This window comes from Dyadobacter sp. LHD-138, assembly GCF_030929615.1.
Classification (GTDB): Bacteria; Bacteroidota; Bacteroidia; order Cytophagales; family Spirosomataceae; genus Dyadobacter.
In genome coordinates this window covers 1-17,607 of the sequence record NZ_JAVFVU010000065.1, presented here as the reverse complement: position 1 = coordinate 17,607, position 17,607 = coordinate 1, and the positions used below count along the sequence as shown (strand labels likewise).

The window sequence follows — 17,607 nt, the reverse complement described above, 5'->3', positions numbered from 1 at the left end:
ACATAATAAGAAGTGGTGCCCACGGCAGCCGTCGAGGGAACTGGTGCAGAAGCAAGTGCTGTGCCATTCGTTTCAACCGTATACCATTTTAAAGCGGTACCGGTAGCCGTTAAAGCAACAGCTGTCGCGCCTACTACATAGTTTACTGGTGTGGTTACAGTCGGTGCTACCGTAGTACAAGCACCAACCACCACATCGATTTTAGCACGGGGACCTTCACAGCCGCTTAATGTCTGGCTAACATAATAAGAAGTGGTGCCCACGGCAGCCGTCGAGGGAACTGGTGCAGAAGCAAGTGCTGTGCCATTCGTTTCAACCGTATACCATTTTAAAGCGGTACCGGTAGCCGCTAAAGCAACAGCTGTCGCACCCACTGTATAGTTTACTGGTGTAATTACTGTCGGCGCTACCGTAGTACAAGGTGCAGCGCCAACCACCACATCGATTTTCGCACGGGGACCTTCACAGCCGCTTAATGTCTGGCTAACATAATAAGAAGTGGTGCCCACGGCAGCCGTCAAGGGAACTGGTGCAGAAGCAAGTGCTGTGCCGTTCGTTTCAACCGTATACCATTTTAAAGCGGTACCGGTAGCCGTTAAAGCAACAGCTGTGGTACCTACTGTATAATTGACAGGTGTTGTTACGGTTGGTGCGACTGTTGCACAAGTAACTATAACATCAACTTTCGCACGTGGACTTTCACAACTACCAACTGCCTGACTGACATAATAAGAAGTGGTACCCACGGCAGCCGTCGAGGGAACTGGTGCAGAAGCAAGTGCTGTACCATTCGTTTCAACTGTATACCACTTCAAAGCAGTACCAGTCGCTGTCAAAGCAACTGCAGTAGCACCAACCGCATAGTTTACTGGAGATACAACCGCGGGAGCCGCTGGCACCGCATTGACAGTAAAATCAGCACTTGCAGTCCCAAGCGTTAACGGCGTAGGCGTAGATACCCTAACCTTATATCCTGCACCCGCCGCAGAACCTGCGGGAATAACGGCAGTTAAAGGACTCGCAGTGCCGCTTCCAATCACATTAGGAGTAGCCGGAAAAACGCCGGTAGCATTGGATAATTCAACGGAGAAAGTGGTTCCCGCAGTAACAGTTCCAACGGTGGTGTACGCAACTGTTACAGATCCTCCGGCGCAGACAGAGGCCGGGTTAACAGCTCCTGTGTTTATGACGGTTTGAGCAAATGAAGAAGCTATGCCAATAATAGCGGCGATGCATGTAAAAATTCCTTTTTTAATAAATGTTTTTTTCATGTATATCTCTAAATATCTTTTCACTAACCTTTTATTGAAAGGTAAAGTTAGAGATATTTTTCAAATACACTTGTAACTACTTAATGAAGAATACTTTTCCTTTCCGTAAGTGACGTATACACCACATCATGAATTTTCCGGCGGGTGCGTTGGGTTGTAATAGCCGTATTTTCAGCGTCAGGGTTGATTCGATTGGATAAAAACACAAAAATTAGATCTTCATCCGGATCCACCCAGACGATCGCGCCGGTAAACCCTGTATGCCCAAAAGAGTTAACTGAAGCCTGCGGCGACACATAAGAGCTATTGCCATCGGTCGGAGCTTTATCCCAGCCCAGGCCTCGGTGATGCGCTTCGTCATACATCCTTGAAAACAACGGAACCGTGCCCGGCTGAAAGAATTGTTTGCCGCCGTATTTCCCTTTCCAGAGATCCATTTGAAACAAAACCGCCAGATCTGTGGCCGTAGAAAACAGACCGGCATGTCCGGAAACGCCTCCGACCACAGCCGCCATCTGGTCGTGAACGGTTCCCTGAATGAGCTGGCTCCGGAAGCGGTAATCCTGTTCTGTCGGGGCAATTTGTTTTTCCGGGAAACGACGCAACGGGTTAAAACCCGTATAACTCAATCCCAGCGGCTCATAAATATTGGCAGTAATAAAGTTATCAAGCGACTGCCCTGATATTCTTTCAATAACCTTTTGCAGCGTCAAAAAGCCCAGATCGCTGTATAAATATCCGTATTTCCCGGACTTATCACGCGTATTATTCATCGGCGATTTCACAATCCATTTCCACACAGAATCCCGCAAAGCAGGTTTGGCAAACAAACGGGGTGCGACCTGAAGATTATAGAGACTATCCGATTTTGAACTGTAATATTCCGGCAGCAAACCACCTGCACTGGTTTTGGTCCTGTCCCACAACGTCGGATAAAAAGAAACCAGCCCGGAGCGATGCATCAGCAGATCGCGGATGGTAAAATTTTGCTTATTGGTTGCCTGAAGTTCCGGCAAATAATGCGACGCACGTTCATCCAGATCAATCAGTTTTCTGTCGTATAGCAACATCACCGATTGCAGTGTGGCAGCAACCTTGGTGACCGACGCAACATCATATATCGTTTCGGAGTTGACCCGATCAACTGTTTTGTAACTCAGGCCACCGAAAGATTTATCATAAATAATCTTGCCTCTTCGGGCTACCACAACCTGACATCCCGGAAAAACATGGTCATTAACCGCAGCATTGGCAATTTCGTCGATCTTTTTCAACATCGTACCATTGACACCAACACTTTCGGGCGTACCGAAACTGATGCGGTCCATCGGCTCAGTCATGATCCCATCTCCTGCCTTGTACGCAAGCACCGACACCGGCAATCTGCCTTGCGAAGCAATAGCACCGAAAATAATCTGCGGCACAATTTCCTGCTGATCCGTTCCATCCTGATTTGCACAAATCAGCGCGTCCGTTTCCGGAAAAAACTGAATACTGTAAGGTGTTCCGAACAGACAAAGAATAACTTTTTTACCCTGCTGTTTCAGCTGTCTGACAAAATCCGCACTTCCGGTGGATACGCCATAACTGCGTTTTGGATTTGATGCTATTCCATGAATACCCACCACGACCGTTTCATAAGGCTGAAGGTAGTTAAGCATTTCTGTGATCTGCTCCTGGGAAGTCGGTTCTTCATAAAAAGTAAAAGGACGTATCGGCTTGTAATTCGCCAACATTTTTTGAAACGCCGAGCTCGTCCCCTCTCCTATCGTGACAGCCGCCATATTGGAACCCGTCACAGAGGCTACCGGCAAAATATTATTCTCATTTCTGACAACGGTAACCGAAGCTTCACAAAGTTCACGGTAAAGCTCTTTGCTGTCCTCACGATTTAAATCGTTGTACAGATTATTAATATCGATCGGTTTATACTGATTCAAGCCAGACCAGTATTTCGCCTGCAAAATCCGTTTCACCTTATCATCAAGAAATTTCTGACTGATCGTTCCCTGCCTTAAAGCATCCTTTATTTTTGTTATCGTTTCCGCAACATTTTCAGGATAAAGCAGCACATCATTCCCAGCCATCAATGCTTTCAGATTAACCTCCGCCGCGCGACCGGTTTTTAACACGCCGCGCATATTCATCGCATCGGTAAATACGAGCCCGCGGAAACCCATCTGGCTTCTCAGCAAACCGTTTATTACCTTGTCCGAAAGTGAACTGGCAAGTTGCGGTGTATTATCCAGCGCCGGAATAAATAAGTGTCCGCTTAAAACGCCCATTAAACTATCCGCGATCAACTGACGGTAGGGATACAGATCCACATCGGTCAGCTGCGCAACAGAGTGGGTTAAAACGGGTAATGTATAATGGGAGTCAGTGTCGGTATCGCCATGACCCGGGAAATGTTTTGCAGTCGCAATGATGCCGTTATGCTGCAAACCCTTCATATAAGCCACTGCCTTGCGGGTGACGTTTTCACGGTCTTCACCAAACGAACGGACACCTATAACGGGGTTATTGGCATTGCTGTTGATATCCGAAACAGGGGCAAAATTAATCTGTATGCCCAGGCGCCGGCATTGTCTGCCAATATCGCTTCCCATGCGATAAATCAGCTCATCGTCCTGAATTGCCCCCAAAACCATTTGTTTGGGAAAAGAAATGGTGCTGTCCAGGCGCATACCCAAACCCCATTCGCCATCTATACCAATAAAAAGAGGAACCTTTGAACGGGCCTGATAATGATTTGTCAGCTGGGCCTGACGCACCGGCCCTCCCTGAAAGAAGATCAGACCGCCTAAATGGAAATCATCGATGAGCCGGTCAATAAATCGCGTTGTGGATTCTTCACGATTTGAAAAAGTGGCCACCATGAACAACTGACCTATTTTTTCTTCCAGCGTAAGCGAAGCAAGCGTGCTGTCAACCCACTGATGTTCCGGTAAAACAACAACAGGCCCCTGACGCTTTTTGGGAGCATGCTGAACTTTTTTTTCTACAACAGGCTGAACAACAACCTCAGCTTGTGGCTCACTGGATTTAATCAATTTCCAGGCAACCGCAGCCGTACTTAAAACCACAAGAATTACTACACCCGCAACAACACGAAGATGGCTTCCCAACCTTTTTTCCATTTCTATTTTCTCTGACTTTAAGAGGAAGTACTATTCAAGATGATCCGGTCGTTGAGCCAAAATATTTTTTAATAATTACAATAATAACATTTTTTAACAATAAAAAATCCGGTTTAAACAGGTTTTAAGGCAATTCTAATAACTGATGAGAAATTCCTCTGCCTTCGGAAAATTTCTACCAACGACCTGCGCCAATGGCACAAAAGATGCGAACACTTAGCTAATCGTCAGACTTCTGAAGATCTCTTCGAGTGATTGACCTGTTTTTCTCAATTCTTCCAATGAACTGTCACGTACTACACATCCCTTGTTGATGATGATCACCCGGTCGCACAACGTCTCCACTTCCTGCATGATATGCGTCGAAAAAAGTATGGTTTTGTTATGTCCGGCAGTTCTGATCAACTCACGGATTTCCTGAATCTGGTTCGGGTCGAGTCCGGTGGTAGGCTCATCCAGAATCAATACGGAAGGATCATGCAAAAAAGACTGCGCTAACCCTACACGCTGGCGATATCCTTTCGACAACTGACCTATTTTTTTCTTTTTCTCGACTTCCAACCCGCAAAGGGCTATCATTTCTTCCACCTTTGCTTTCAAGGTTGTACCGCCCATACCGTACAGTTTTCCTGAAAACAACAAAAATTCACGCACGTACATATCCAGATAAAGGGGATTATGCTCAGGCAAATAACCAATTGCTCTGCGTGCGGGCATGGGCTGCTCGGTTACGTCAAAATCGGCAACGGTTGCTGTTCCGGACGACGGGTTCAGATAACCCGTTAGCATCTTCATCGTGGTTGACTTCCCGGCTCCGTTTGGCCCCAGAAAACCGACGATCTCACCTGGTTTTAGTGAAAAAGTAATCCCGTCGACCGCCCGCTGCGATCCGTATATCTTGGTAAGATTCGTAACCTGAATTGACATGTATGCTTTTGTAGGTGATAACTTTCCTGCAAAATTAATGATTTATTGGGGAAATATTGTGGGGCAACCTTTTGGGGTTGCCCTTGGATCTGGGGTGGCTGTGGCGGTTTTTGGGTCACCACGAGGGTGGCCCCTACACTTTTAAAAACAATTTGTTTTTGTATAACAAATACATAAACGACCATTGGATCATGATGAAGGCCAATACGCCTCCTACGGCTTGCACGGGTTCGGGGAAAAACTCCAGTGCTCCGCCAAATAACGCCTCGGCGGTATATTCAAAATTGATATAACTGCCCACCATGTAAATTACAATGGAATTCATTCCGATGACAACAAAAAACAAGGTCCAGCGGCGGTAGTTCATTACGTCAACGATCCAGTAGAACAATGCAAGCAGCAATACGCTGAACCCGCCTGCACAAAGTACGAACGAGCTCGTCCATAAGTTTTTGTTAACCGGAAACACGATATCCCAAAGTTGGGATATGATCAGGCTGACAACTCCTCCGCCAATCAGGTAAAGCACTTTTTTATTTTGAGATAGTTTTGAGGCATCCGTACGCAGGATCTCGCCGGAAAATATTCCCATCAACCCTGTTGCGATGGCGGGAATCGTGGAAACCAGTCCTTCCGGATCATGAATTTTAAGATGCAGCCTGCCCGGTAAGATCATCTGGTCAAAATAACTGGCTGGATTACACTCCATGGTCATCAAACCTGCCTCGCAGCCCGGTACCGGAAACCACATCATAAATGCCCAGTAACCCAATAACAAGCCCGCAAACCATATCCACCGGCTGGTTTTTCCGCTGTACAAATAAATGATCTGTGCAAACATACCCGCAAGCCCGATACGCCCCAAAACACTTGGATAACGCATATCATGCCATTCCGTATGGAAAATTCCGTTGTTGTATATGATACCCAGGAAGACCAGGATCAGTCCGCGCTGGATAACTTTGCGGATTAAATCCGACGCCGGCACACCTTTTTCCAGTCGGCTTCCCAGTGAAAATGGCGTGGATACGCCCGCCATAAACAGGAATGTTGGAAAAATAAGATCGTAGGCGCGGAAGCCATTCCAATCAGGATGCGTAAGCTGATGCGCGATCAGTACAGCCCACGACCAGCCGGTAACTTTGGCCAAAACAGCAAAGATATCTTCGCCGCCGGAAATCCAAAACATGTCGAAGCCACGCAGCGTATCCAGAGATAACAGCCGGTGCGAAGTAGAACTTTCTTTCATTGAGAATCAGAGTATAGGAAAATTAAATTTGGCAAATACAGTGCAGCCTGAAACATTATTGCACATGACGGAAAACACAACTACAATTACTGGATTCTAACTAAAAAATACTATTGACGGGATTCAGCGGGTGTGATTTTATTTGAATAAACATATTTGACTGGCAGATAATGTAAAATTACACCCCCGGAACTGATTTTTCTTTCAGTCTTTATATGCTTTCCAAAACAATCTTCGTTAGTAGCATCAACATGCCATCCCAACAAAATACCATCCATGAAAAAACTTATCTTTTTGTTTCTGACTGTCGCCGGATTACTTTTTACAGGCTGTGCAATATCAAATTCTTCCGCATCGAAAGATACGGACGACTACGAAGAAACGACCACGATCAACAACAAACTGAATAACAAGCGGCTTGAAAAAAATCTGGAAAAGTTTGCTGCCGATCTCGACCTCTCGAAAAGACAGGTGAAACAAATCAAAAAGATCGAAAGACGTTATGCGCGAAAGGATAGAAAACTATCGAGAAATGATGAAGCCAAGCGCCGTGACCACAAACAGCTGGCCACCCAGAAACGGGAAGAAATTCTATATGTTCTCACCAACGATCAGCAGCAAAAACTAGAAACCTTATTGAAGAAAAACAGGTTTAGTTTTGATCGGATTTTTGGGAAATAAAGTCAGAACATATTGGATTTACCATGGCTACAAATCAGACTACAACACATTAGTAAATAACATATTAAGCTCATAAAACTTTGAATTACGGAGCTAATTATTTAATATTGATATAATAGAAATTACATTTCAATCCAGGTACAGATTTCTGAACTAAAGATCATGATTGATATTCATCCCCAATATATTGTTGACCCCACAGGAAAAAAACTCGTTGTTCTTCCCCAAAACGAATTTGAAAACCTTATGAAGGCACTTGACGATCAGGAAGACGTCAGACTATACGACGAGGCGAAAAAAGAAGATGATGGCACGAGGATATTACTGGCAGACTATCTAGAAAACCGGCTGCGTAAAAATGCCTGATTACGCCGTCTATATTTCCAGAAAAGCTCAAAAACAACTGGATGATCTTCCCGACAAAATTGTGTCAACACTCATTCGCCCTATCACCAATCTTGGAAGTAATCCCCGCCCAAATGGATGTAAGAAGCTGAAAGGCCGGAATGGTTATCGCATCAGAATCGGCAATTATCGTGTTATTTATGAAATATTTGACAGCGAACTTATAATCGATGTTATAACGCTTGGCCACAGAAAGGGCATCTACGAATAATGATAAGGGGAGCATATTTCAAAAAATGAAATATGCTCCCCTTATCATTAATAATTCAAGAAACTTAACGAATCTCTAGAGATATCTAAGAAAAGTTATATTACTGCAACCTCTCCAGCCAGGCCTGTACCGTAGGACCCGTGATATTAAAAAGCAGCCCCGGTAAAATCCCTAATAAAATAGAAAGAATCGCGAGCGGAAGCAGCAGTCCTGTTTCACGGGCCGTTAAATCTTCGAGAACGATAGCACTGTCTTTCTTATACCAGAACGACCCGAAAAACATACGCTGGTAGGTCCAGAGCAAATAAGCGGCGGCCAGTACAATACCCAGCGTGGAAAGTGCCGGGATCCAGACAGGCAAAGCGCCAGCCTGAAAAGCGCCCATCAGTGTGAACAACTCGCCTACAAATCCTGAAAAACCAGGCAAACCAAGCGATGCAAAGAATGCGATCCCGGTTAAAATCGTATAACGCGGCATCGGCCCAATCAATCCGCGGTAATTGTCGATATTCCGGTCGTGGGTACGGTCGTAGAGCACACCAGCCAAAAGGAACAACATGGCTGAAAGTATACCGTGACTTACCATCTGATAAATAGCACCGTTAATTCCTTCCGCGGTAAAAGCAGCAATACCCAAAAGGACAAAACCCATGTGTGATACAGAAGAATAAGCGATCATCTTTTTCAGATCCGTTTGTCCCAATGCATTGAAACCTCCGTAAACGATCGAAATCATCCCCAATACCGCTAGCGGCACCATACTGTATTGCGCCTCATGTGGGAAAAATCCGTCAACGATACGGATAAAACCATATCCTCCGATCTTCAAAAGGATTCCCGCCAGTACCACCGAAATCGGCGTTGGTGCTTCTACGTGGGCATCAGGCAACCAGGTATGCACCGGCACAACCGGTAATTTCACGGCAAAACCAATAAACAAAAACCAGAAAGCAAGCAAACGCACCGGTAATCCCAACAAAGAAAACTCGGTTTCAGGACTTAAAATTGAATTCGGAATGTAATTTCCAGCATCAGTCAGGTATGCAAAACGGAACGTATGAACCAGCTGATCTGCTCCGATTCTTCCTTCTGCCAGCCATTGCTGAATTTGTAATACCACATCGGTTTGCACCACATCTTCCGGCCCCATAATACCAACGGCACGGGCTGTTTCCACCGGATCAATAACAGATAAATACAACCCGATCATGACGATCAGGATTAATAAAGAACCAAAAAATGTATAAATGAAAAATTTAAGCGCGGCATACTCTCTCCTTGGCCCTCCCCATAAACCGATCAGGAAATACATCGGCAATAGCATAAATTCAAAAAAGAGGTAAAAAAGGAAAAAATCCTGAGCAAGGAAACAACCGATCACGCTGCCGCTCAGGATCAGATACAAGGCAAAATAGGCTCTTGTTTTCTGGTTTATGCTCCACGAACTAACCATCCCGACAAACAGTACCACGACGGCCAATAATACCAACGGAAAACTGATTCCATCCACGGCAAGGGCATAATCAATAGAAACGGTACCTAAAGAACCGACAGGAAGCGTGATCCAGTCAACCGTTTCACTCAGCTGATAGCCTGTGTTTTGATTTTCAAACAGCAGAAGCAAGGTCATTCCGACCAGAAATTCCAGAAGCAGTACCGAGAGCGCGATTAATCTGAAATCACCCGGGCGCTGGGAAGGCCATACAGCAACGGCTACGGCTCCGAATAATGGAATGGCTATCAGTAAAGAAAGTATATGGTCAATCATTAGTATAAAAACTGAGACAAAATATATGAGATAATAGAGCCAAACGGGCTCCGAAATTATTTTCCTACAAAACAGTCAGCCACAATATCAGGAGGAATACACCCAACGCAGTGACCAGATAATAGGATTGTATTTTTCCATTTTGAAAACCACGGACACCTTGTCCGGCCGATTTAATTGTAAAAACCGTCAGCTTCACTCCTCCGTCTACAATATTCCTGTCTCCCCAGCTAACAATATGCGCGAGCACTACGCTCCATTTGGCAACACCGCCCACAAAGGCATCGATAAAACGTACTTCCAGTTGTTTCAATCCTTTTGAAACGGACGCAAATGATTTGATAAAAAACACATCTCTTGAAAATTCATTAAGTCCGGCCAGCTTCTGCAATAAAGGAATCGAATTTTTAGAATTACCCGCATAAATTGAAAAAGGATCCTCTGCCTTCGTTTCTCTGAATGCAAGAAAAATGGCAGTAACCGTCACACCTGTTGCCACGAAAGGCACCCAAATGATATGACCGAATTCTTCGGCACCAACGAGCTCTAAAAACCAGCCATAAGACGCATCGAAAGGATTCCAGGAAAACCAGATGAAAACAGAAAGTGCCGCGAGCAAAGCCATCGGCCCCCACATCATGACAGGTGACTCATGCGGATGAACGGATTGGAAAATCTGATATCTTTTTTCTCCCAAAAATATAAGCCAAACCTGACGCGTCATGTAATAAGCTGTTAACCCGGCCGACAACATGATCACAATCGGAAATAAATAGGCCCAGGTCCCGTGTGCCTCCGCCCAGAAAAATGCTTCCACGATGATCGCATCTTTTGACAAAAATCCTGAAAAAAACGGAAGGCCGGCCAAAGCCGCCGAACAGATCACGAAGCAAATAAATGTGATCGGCAGGTATATTCTTAGTCCGCCCATGGTACGCATATCCTGCGGATCGAAGGTGTCATCCGTATCAGCCGGGGTTACCGCATGAATGACGGAACCCGCCGAAAGGAATAACCCTGCTTTAAAAAATGCGTGGGTTGCCAGATGAAAAAGGGCAGTACGCCAGCTTCCGAGGCCGACCGCTATCACCATTAAGCCCAACTGGGACATGGTTGAATAAGCCAGCACCCTTTTGATATCCCAAACCTGTGTGGCTTTGACTGCGCCAATGACCATGGTTATGGTGCCGATACAGGCAATTACGATTTGGGCTTCGGGGGTTAAAAGAAATGAAATACGTGCAATAAGAAAAATTCCTGCTGCCACCATCGTTGCGGCATGAATCAATGCTGATACCGGAGTGGGGCCTTCCATGGCGTCTGGCAGCCAGCCGGATAATGGAAACTGGGCCGATTTCCCCATACATCCTCCGAAAAGGCATAAACCAATTGCCGTGACAATACCGGGATCCAGCGCAGTGATGGAAACGGCAAGCACCTCAAAGTCGGTAGAACCAATATAGTAAAACAGCATTAAAATTCCGGAGAGGAAGGCTGCGTCTCCAATTCTGTTTAAAACAAATGCCTTTTGCGCCGCCCAGACAGCCCGTGGCTTGAAATACCAGAAGCCAATGAGCAGATAAGACGAAAGGCCAACCAGTTCCCAGAAAATGTACATTACCAACAGACTTCCGGCTAGTACAATCCCCACCATTGAGAACAGGAAAAGCTGTATGAAAGCAAAATAACGGTGTAAATTCTGATCATCATGCAGATACGACATGGAGTAAATCTGGACCAGCAGCGCGACAAAATGCACGACAACCAGCATGATCGCTGTCAGTTCATCAAACCGGAAAGAAAGTATAATTTTCGTATTCCCAATAACCAGCCAGTCGAATTGGACAATATGAAGGGTTTCAAGATCTGCATAGATAATACTAACGGCCAGCCCGATGGCCGTGACAAAAGCACCTATCCAACCTGCCGGCTTATTCAGTTTTTTCCCGCCAAGCCACAAAATAAAAAATGCCAGAATCGGTAAACCCAGAAGAAGTGAAGCAGGTACAGTATAAGCAGTTTCTGACATTGAGGTGAGTATTCGTTAAGTCCGGCAAATATCCTGAATTAGTCGCCGATTTCAAACTATGCTAAAGGTCTTTCTCGATATCTTCCAATGTACCACTGTCGCCACCGTGCAGCACCTGCAGTAATTCTTTGATATCGTAAATATTTCTGTTGTATGAATTTCCCAAAATAATAATAACGGCCTCATCTTCCGGACAGATCCAGAACATGGAATTGTACCCTTTCCACCAGCCGCCGTGATAAATAAATCTCGTGGAATGATCCGGTTTCACGTGCATTCTGAATCCGTAACCATAGTTCCTGATGCCTTCTCGTTCAAAACTTCTTGGTGTCCAGGCTTCGGTTAACAGATTTTTATTCAGCAATAACCCTGACGTCAGGCCGGAATAAAACCGATAAATATCCCCTGCGGTCGCATACAAGCCTTTATCACCGACTACTTCATCATAATAATCCTTGGCAACAAATCGTCCGTACTGATGGCCGACCGTGCGGTATGACATTGCCGCTTCAGATGTATCGGTCACCAAAAACGTATTTTTCATCCCGAGCGGCGTGAAAATTTCATCGTGCAGGTACCGATCAAACGAACTGCCGCTTACCTTTTCCACAATCGCAGCCAGCACACAATAGTTGGTATTACAATAGTTAAAAGAACGTCCCGGACGGTTATAGGCCTGAGGCGTCGGAACCACCTTGGCATACCAGTCCATAATCGTCATGTTGGTCGGATATTTCCGACCATGGCGCACACTGTCAGGAAAAGAGTAAATATAGTTTGGCAAACCACTTCTGTGACTCAACAGCATATTCACCTTGACACCATGGTATGGAAAATCAGGAAAAAACCGTTGTATCGAATCTTCCAGACTTACCTTTCCGTCCTGAACCAATTTTAGCACAGCAACCGCTGTAAACGGTTTGGACAAGGAAGCCAGCTGGAATTTGGAATTACTTTGAAGCGAATCCTTGTCTTTCAGATGTGCGTAACCAAAAGAATTCTGATAAAGTATCTGGCCTTTCTGAACGACAAGTACATTTCCGTTAAATCCGGCATTCCTTTTTCTTCTAAATATATCTTCTATTTGTGCTATTTTAAGCAGCGTTTTGGCATCAGGATTTTTAATTTCCGCAGGATCAAGATTTGGATTCGACCTGGCATTTCTTTTGAAATTAACAAGATCGTCAGAACTATTCCTCCTTACCAACCCCCACGAGATCACTATTACGAATACGGCCAGCAACGCCGCCCACCACATTTTCGGCTGCACTTTTTTCAACATAGGCTTTTGGCCATTAAGTTTTCAAACGTAAGATACCAACGATGATCTGTCAGTATTTTTATAATTTATCTAATGTATTTCAATATAGTCGCAACCCTGGAATCTGTTATCTTCGTACTTCATTGTAAATAAAAACAATATACAAATCCGAATTACCCGGGCTTACAAAGATATAAATTAGAAAGTAATGACCCTAACGCTCATTTAGATTGATTCCAAAATAACTTCGTATCCTACACAATTAGTACAGCAATATGATGACACCATTGGACAAAAAATCATCGACCAAAGAAATTCAGGCCAGGTTTGATCATGATGTAGAGCGGTTCAGCCAACTTGAAACAGGCCAGCAGGCAACTATTGATGCCCCGTTGGTTCTTGATCTGGTTGCGCAAACGGCTGCGTTACATTTAAGGCGGAATGACGTAATCCTTGATCTGGGCTGCGGGGCAGGGAATTTTACCTTACGTATTTTACAGGAAGTACATCCGCTCGAATGCCATTTGGCAGATCTTAGCCAGCCTATGCTGACGCGCGCCAGTCAGCGGGTAGAAGCAGCCGGTGTGAAGTATATACAAACGTATCATTCAGATCTTCGCGATCTTGATTTTGAGGAAAATTCGTTTGACTGTATTTTGGCAGGAGCCGTTTTGCATCACCTGCGGGATGACGAAGACTGGGAAGAAACCTTTGAAAAGCTGTATAAGTGGCTGAAACCGGAAGGACGGATTTATGTTTCTGACCTGGTCTCTTTCGACGAACGCGGCGTGCATGACCTGATGTGGAAACGTTATGGCGACTACCTTGAATCCATCGGCGGACCCGAATATAAAGAAAAAGTCTTCGCTTATATCGATAAGGAAGACTCTCCAAGATCACTGCCATTTCAGCTTGGTCTGCTGCGATATGCAGGTTTTTCGCATTATGACATTCTTCACCGCAACAGCGTTTTTGCCTGCTATTACGGTGAAAAATAGTTATCAAAAGCGCTGATTAAAACTCAGCGCTTTTTGGATATCTTGGGAAAGGAATCACGTCGCGGATGTTGCTCATACCCGTTACAAACAATACCAGACGCTCAAAACCAAGTCCAAACCCGGAGTGAGGCGCCGTACCGAATTTACGTGTGTCCAGGTACCACCAGATCGTTTCCGGATCGATGCCTACCTCATGGACGCGTTCCAATAATTTTTCATAGTTGTCTTCACGCTGGCTTCCACCGATAATTTCACCAATGCCCGGGAAAAGAACGTCCATCGCACGCACCGTTTTTCCATCGTCATCCAGTTTCATATAAAACGACTTGATCTCCCGCGGATAGTTGGTCAGAATTACCGGCTTTTTGAAATGTTTTTCAACCAGATAACGCTCGTGTTCGCTCGATAAGTCGATTCCCCAACCCACCGGATACTGGAATTTCTTTTCTTTATGTGGTTTTGATTTCAATAGAATATCGATCGCTTCCGTATAAGTCAGGCGCTCAAAAGGATTATCAACAACAAAACTTAATTTTTCCAAAAGCGGAATAGAACGTTCGTTTTGCGGTTTGTTTTTATCTTCTTCTGACAAACGGTTTTCCAGGAATGCCAGGTCATCTTTGCAGTTCTCCAACGCATAACGGATCACGTATTTAACAAAATCCTCCGCCAGATCCATGTTATCTTCCAGCTCGAAAAACGCCATTTCAGGCTCAATCATCCAAAACTCGGCCAAATGGCGGGTTGTGTTTGAATTCTCAGCACGGAAAGTAGGACCGAAAGTATATATTTTAGAAAGTGCCATCGCACCCAACTCCCCTTCCAGCTGTCCGGAAACAGTCAGGTTTGCTTCTCTTCCAAAAAAGTCTTCTTTGAAGTTAATAGCGCCCTCCTCTGTTCTTGGCAGTTTGTCAAGATCCAAAGTCGTTACGCGGAACATTTCGCCGGCACCTTCCGCATCCGAAGCTGTGATGATCGGTGTATGTAAGTAAAAAAATCTTTTTTCGTTAAAATACTGATGCACTGCAAAAGCCAGGGAATGGCGGATACGCAGGATTGCACCGAAAGTATTGGTACGTGGGCGCAAATGCGCGATTTCACGCAAAAATTCCAGTGAATGTCTTTTGGGTTGCAATGGATAAGCCTCAGGATCAGCCGTTCCATAAACATGCAAATCCTCAATTTTCACTTCCACAGCCTGTCCCGAACCCTGAGATTCCACAAGCTGACCCGTGATCTTAAGACAAGAACCTGTTGTAACCGTAAGTAAAAGTTCAGCAGAGAATTGGCCCGGTGCGGCAACCGCCTGTATATTATGGATGGTCGACCCGTCATTAAGTGCTATGAAAATAGCATTTTTACTTTCACGTTTCGTACGTACCCAACCTTTCAGGGTAACGGATTTTGCATCCGGAGTCTGTTGTAATAATTCTTTGATCTGCAAAGGTCCCATCTTAATATAAATTCAATCCTTATATAAAACTCAATTGTAAACTTCCTTTTCATTCTAATGAGGCGCAAAATTACAAAATACCCTACGAAAACCTATTCTAAAAAGCCAACTTACTTTTATGTACCGAAAGACTATTGTCTGAACTGGTTTATGGCTTAATTTTGTTTCTTGCAAACTATGACTAACACAATTCCCGTTTTGAATAACCGCATCGCCACATTCTTATCCGTAGTGTTCCACCCATTGCTCATCACTACGTATCTTTTTGGACTTCTGTTTTTTATAGTGCCTGATCTTATGGGGGTTAGCGCCTTAGAATTACCGGCCATTGGCAGTTTATTACTTCTGATATTTCTGAACACATTTATAGCGCCTACCATTGTCATCTATTATTTTTACCGGCTCGGTATTATCAGCACTTTACACGTCGATTCTTTGCGGGAAAGGCGTCTCCCCTACCTGGCCTGCGCGATCATTTATGCCATCGCGACGTACTTGTTTGGCTGGCAATTACGACCCATCGGAGAACTGGCACCGCAAATAGCCATCCTGCTCGGCAGTGTAACCGTATCCATGATCCTTATCGCCGTAATCAGCTTGTCCTGGAAAATCAGCGCACATGCAACCGGAATGGGCGGCGCTTTGGGCATACTGACCGGAATGCTTATCCGTTTTGACGAACCTTTGTTACTGGCTCCGTTATTGATTGTTGTTTTGATCACCGGATTTTTATTAAGCGCCCGTCTTTATCTGAATGCACATACACCAGCTCAAATAATCGCAGGAGTCGCCTGCGGAGTGACGGTCAGCAGTGCAACCGTGTATTTTTTATTTTAAAAGTTAATAGCCTTGGACTGAGCATTGGTGACTTATTTTTCCCTATATTAAGTCTCTGATTGCACAGCTTCATCCATCGCTATAACCATGTACCAACATCTTCTTTTTCAAAACAACGACGGCGTCGTCAGGATAAACCTGAACCGTACGAACGTACATCATTCCCTGAATTCAGAACTGATCCGGGAAATCACCCTGGCAATTACCGAAGCTAAAAATGATCCGTCAGCCCGTGTCATCGTTTTGACGGGTGAAGGCGACAAAGCATTTTGCTCCGGTTCCGACTTAAAAGCCGCCATGGAATCCGGAAAGAGCGCAGGAGCAATGCTGCGCGAGGATTTCAATCCCATGATCCAGGCCATCAGAAATATTCCCAAACCGGTTATTTGCAGACTCAACGGCCTGGCCGCCGGCGCAGGCTGCTCGCTGGCATTGGCCTGTGATCTTATCATAGCCACCGAAGAAGCTTACCTCAGCCAGATTTTTGTGCAAATCGGTTTAATGCCCGATGCCGGTTCCTGCTTCTTTTTGCCAAGACTGATCGGTATGGCTAAGGCCTTTGAGCTGGCTTCTACCGGTCGTAAGGTGTATGCGCCAGAAGCCGCGCAGATCGGTTTGATTAACAAAGCTGTTCCCAAAGACAAACTGGATGAGGCGATCGAAGAGGCTGTGGCTTATTATCGCCAGGCTCCAACGCTGGCCGTTGGCCTAATGAAACAGGTTTTCAACAAATCGTACGAATCAAATCTTACTGAAGTCCTGCACCTTGAAGCTGAAAGTCAGGAAATACTGTATCATAGCCAGGATGCAGCCCAAGGTATCTCATCTTTTTTACAAAAGAAAAAGCCTGATTATCAGGGTAAATAACAAATAATTTAAAAAAATATAGAAATTTTTTCCTTAATTACTTGCATACAAAAAATCCATCATCTACCTTTGCAGTCCAATTCAAGGTATGGATTTGTAGCTCAATTGGATAGAGCACCTCACTACGGATGAGGAGGTTTGGGGTTCGAATCCCTACAAGTCCACAAAAAAGCACTTATCGAACCGATAAGTGCTTTTTACTGAAAAGAAAAAATCTTGATTCGGGGAGTGGCGCAGCCCGGTAGCGCATCTGGTTTGGGACCAGAGGGTCGCAGGTTCGAATCCTGTCTCCCCGACGAAAATAAAGCACTTAACATTGATTTGTTAGGTGCTTTTTGCTTAAAAGGGTTACCGGACCGGCAATACCCTGATCAAATTCAAAGTGTAAGGTGGAACAAGCCAAATTCTTGGGGGGAATTGAATCGGGACTTCATGCGTAGAGTTTGGATAGTCTGAAAAGGAAGAATGAAATATCCCTGACACCCCGTGAGGTGGAACGGAACGCTTTTA

The 17,607-nt window shown here is 44.9% G+C and carries 13 protein-coding genes, 2 tRNA genes and 1 pseudogene; 8 read left to right on the top strand and 8 right to left on the bottom strand.

Going from position 1 to position 17,607, the window contains the following annotated elements; translation table 11 throughout:
* The 4 genes and pseudogenes from RB622_RS29045 to RB622_RS29030 form a co-directional block, all read right to left on the bottom strand.
* Positions 1 to 1,271: pseudogene (locus tag RB622_RS29045) on the bottom strand (hypothetical protein); the annotation flags it as partial.
* A gap of 80 nt (positions 1,272 to 1,351) precedes the next feature.
* Positions 1,352 to 4,411 carry a glycoside hydrolase family 3 N-terminal domain-containing protein gene (locus tag RB622_RS29040; protein ID WP_308050338.1) on the bottom strand — a complete coding sequence of 1,020 codons (3,060 nt, stop codon included), beginning with the start codon at positions 4,409 to 4,411 and terminating at the stop codon, positions 1,352 to 1,354.
* Positions 4,412 to 4,627: 216 nt separating this feature from the next.
* Positions 4,628 to 5,338 (bottom strand): ATP-binding cassette domain-containing protein, encoded by a 711-nt coding sequence (locus RB622_RS29035; RefSeq protein WP_308050337.1) that lies wholly within the window; start codon positions 5,336 to 5,338, stop codon positions 4,628 to 4,630.
* Positions 5,339 to 5,471: 133 nt separating this feature from the next.
* Entirely contained in the window at positions 5,472 to 6,587 is a 1,116-nt protein-coding gene (locus RB622_RS29030) for a DUF5009 domain-containing protein (RefSeq protein ID WP_308050336.1), read from the bottom strand.
* Between the two features lie 276 nt (positions 6,588 to 6,863).
* Here RB622_RS29030 and RB622_RS29025 point away from each other — a divergent pair, with 276 nt between their 5' ends.
* The 3 genes from RB622_RS29025 (at position 6,864) to RB622_RS29015 (ending at position 7,884) form a co-directional block, all read left to right on the top strand.
* Positions 6,864 to 7,268: a hypothetical protein gene (locus tag RB622_RS29025; RefSeq protein ID WP_308050335.1), complete on the top strand. Its 405-nt coding sequence runs from the start codon at positions 6,864 to 6,866 to the stop codon at positions 7,266 to 7,268.
* A gap of 162 nt (positions 7,269 to 7,430) precedes the next feature.
* Positions 7,431 to 7,634, top strand: a complete 204-nt coding sequence (locus RB622_RS29020; RefSeq protein WP_308050334.1) for a hypothetical protein — start codon at positions 7,431 to 7,433, stop codon at positions 7,632 to 7,634.
* Positions 7,627 to 7,884: a type II toxin-antitoxin system RelE/ParE family toxin gene (locus tag RB622_RS29015; protein WP_308050333.1), complete on the top strand. Its 258-nt coding sequence runs from the start codon at positions 7,627 to 7,629 to the stop codon at positions 7,882 to 7,884. Before RB622_RS29020 ends, RB622_RS29015 begins: the two co-directional genes overlap by 8 nt.
* Before the next feature lie 100 nt (positions 7,885 to 7,984).
* Here RB622_RS29015 and RB622_RS29010 read toward each other — a convergent pair whose 3' ends face one another.
* The 3 genes from RB622_RS29010 to RB622_RS29000 all read right to left on the bottom strand — a co-directional run bounded on the left by RB622_RS29010 (position 7,985) and on the right by RB622_RS29000 (position 12,963).
* On the bottom strand, positions 7,985 to 9,652 hold the full coding sequence (locus tag RB622_RS29010; RefSeq protein ID WP_308050332.1) for an NADH-quinone oxidoreductase subunit M: 1,668 nt from the start codon (positions 9,650 to 9,652) through the stop codon (positions 7,985 to 7,987).
* A gap of 64 nt (positions 9,653 to 9,716) precedes the next feature.
* The gene (gene nuoL, locus RB622_RS29005; RefSeq protein WP_308050331.1) at positions 9,717 to 11,681 is read right to left on the bottom strand and encodes an NADH-quinone oxidoreductase subunit L; all 1,965 of its coding nucleotides are present in this window, start codon (positions 11,679 to 11,681) and stop codon (positions 9,717 to 9,719) included.
* A 61-nt stretch (positions 11,682 to 11,742) separates the two neighbouring features.
* Entirely contained in the window at positions 11,743 to 12,963 is a 1,221-nt protein-coding gene (locus tag RB622_RS29000) for a serine hydrolase domain-containing protein (protein WP_308050330.1), read from the bottom strand.
* 254 nt (positions 12,964 to 13,217) lie between these two features.
* Between RB622_RS29000 and RB622_RS28995 the strand changes: the two genes are divergently transcribed.
* Entirely contained in the window at positions 13,218 to 13,940 is a 723-nt protein-coding gene (locus tag RB622_RS28995; protein WP_308050329.1) for a methyltransferase domain-containing protein, read from the top strand.
* A gap of 16 nt (positions 13,941 to 13,956) precedes the next feature.
* Here the strand turns inward: RB622_RS28995 and asnS are convergent, their stop codons facing one another.
* The gene (gene asnS, locus RB622_RS28990) at positions 13,957 to 15,393 is read right to left on the bottom strand and encodes an asparagine--tRNA ligase (RefSeq protein ID WP_308050328.1); all 1,437 of its coding nucleotides are present in this window, start codon (positions 15,391 to 15,393) and stop codon (positions 13,957 to 13,959) included.
* A 177-nt stretch (positions 15,394 to 15,570) separates the two neighbouring features.
* On the opposite strand from asnS, the gene RB622_RS28985 reads away from it, so the two are divergent.
* The 4 genes from RB622_RS28985 (at position 15,571) to RB622_RS28970 (ending at position 17,393) form a co-directional block, all read left to right on the top strand.
* A complete protein-coding gene (locus RB622_RS28985; protein ID WP_308050326.1) occupies positions 15,571 to 16,230 on the top strand; it encodes a phosphatase PAP2 family protein in 660 nt (219 codons plus the stop codon).
* A gap of 87 nt (positions 16,231 to 16,317) precedes the next feature.
* On the top strand, positions 16,318 to 17,097 hold the full coding sequence (locus RB622_RS28980; protein ID WP_308050325.1) for an enoyl-CoA hydratase-related protein: 780 nt from the start codon (positions 16,318 to 16,320) through the stop codon (positions 17,095 to 17,097).
* A 90-nt stretch (positions 17,098 to 17,187) separates the two neighbouring features.
* Positions 17,188 to 17,261: transfer RNA gene (locus tag RB622_RS28975), tRNA-Arg, on the top strand.
* Between the two features lie 58 nt (positions 17,262 to 17,319).
* A tRNA-Pro gene (locus RB622_RS28970) sits at positions 17,320 to 17,393 on the top strand.
* The last annotated feature ends 214 nt before the right edge of the window (positions 17,394 to 17,607 follow it).

Excerpts from the sequence above, each read along its gene's own strand:
- RB622_RS29040 (WP_308050338.1), bottom strand. The coding sequence starts at position 4,411 with ATGGAAAAAAGGTTGGGAAGCCATCTTCGTGTTGTTGCGGGTGTAGTA.
- RB622_RS29035 (WP_308050337.1), bottom strand. The coding sequence starts at position 5,338 with ATGTCAATTCAGGTTACGAATCTTACCAAGATATACGGATCGCAGCGG.
- RB622_RS29030 (WP_308050336.1), bottom strand. The coding sequence starts at position 6,587 with ATGAAAGAAAGTTCTACTTCGCACCGGCTGTTATCTCTGGATACGCTG.
- RB622_RS29025 (WP_308050335.1), top strand. The coding sequence starts at position 6,864 with ATGAAAAAACTTATCTTTTTGTTTCTGACTGTCGCCGGATTACTTTTT.
- RB622_RS29020 (WP_308050334.1), top strand. The coding sequence starts at position 7,431 with ATGATTGATATTCATCCCCAATATATTGTTGACCCCACAGGAAAAAAA.
- RB622_RS29015 (WP_308050333.1), top strand. The coding sequence starts at position 7,627 with ATGCCTGATTACGCCGTCTATATTTCCAGAAAAGCTCAAAAACAACTG.
- RB622_RS29010 (WP_308050332.1), bottom strand. The coding sequence starts at position 9,652 with ATGATTGACCATATACTTTCTTTACTGATAGCCATTCCATTATTCGGA.
- nuoL (WP_308050331.1), bottom strand. The coding sequence starts at position 11,681 with ATGTCAGAAACTGCTTATACTGTACCTGCTTCACTTCTTCTGGGTTTA.
- RB622_RS29000 (WP_308050330.1), bottom strand. The coding sequence starts at position 12,963 with ATGTTGAAAAAAGTGCAGCCGAAAATGTGGTGGGCGGCGTTGCTGGCC.
- RB622_RS28995 (WP_308050329.1), top strand. The coding sequence starts at position 13,218 with ATGATGACACCATTGGACAAAAAATCATCGACCAAAGAAATTCAGGCC.
- asnS (WP_308050328.1), bottom strand. The coding sequence starts at position 15,393 with ATGGGACCTTTGCAGATCAAAGAATTATTACAACAGACTCCGGATGCA.
- RB622_RS28985 (WP_308050326.1), top strand. The coding sequence starts at position 15,571 with ATGACTAACACAATTCCCGTTTTGAATAACCGCATCGCCACATTCTTA.
- RB622_RS28980 (WP_308050325.1), top strand. The coding sequence starts at position 16,318 with ATGTACCAACATCTTCTTTTTCAAAACAACGACGGCGTCGTCAGGATA.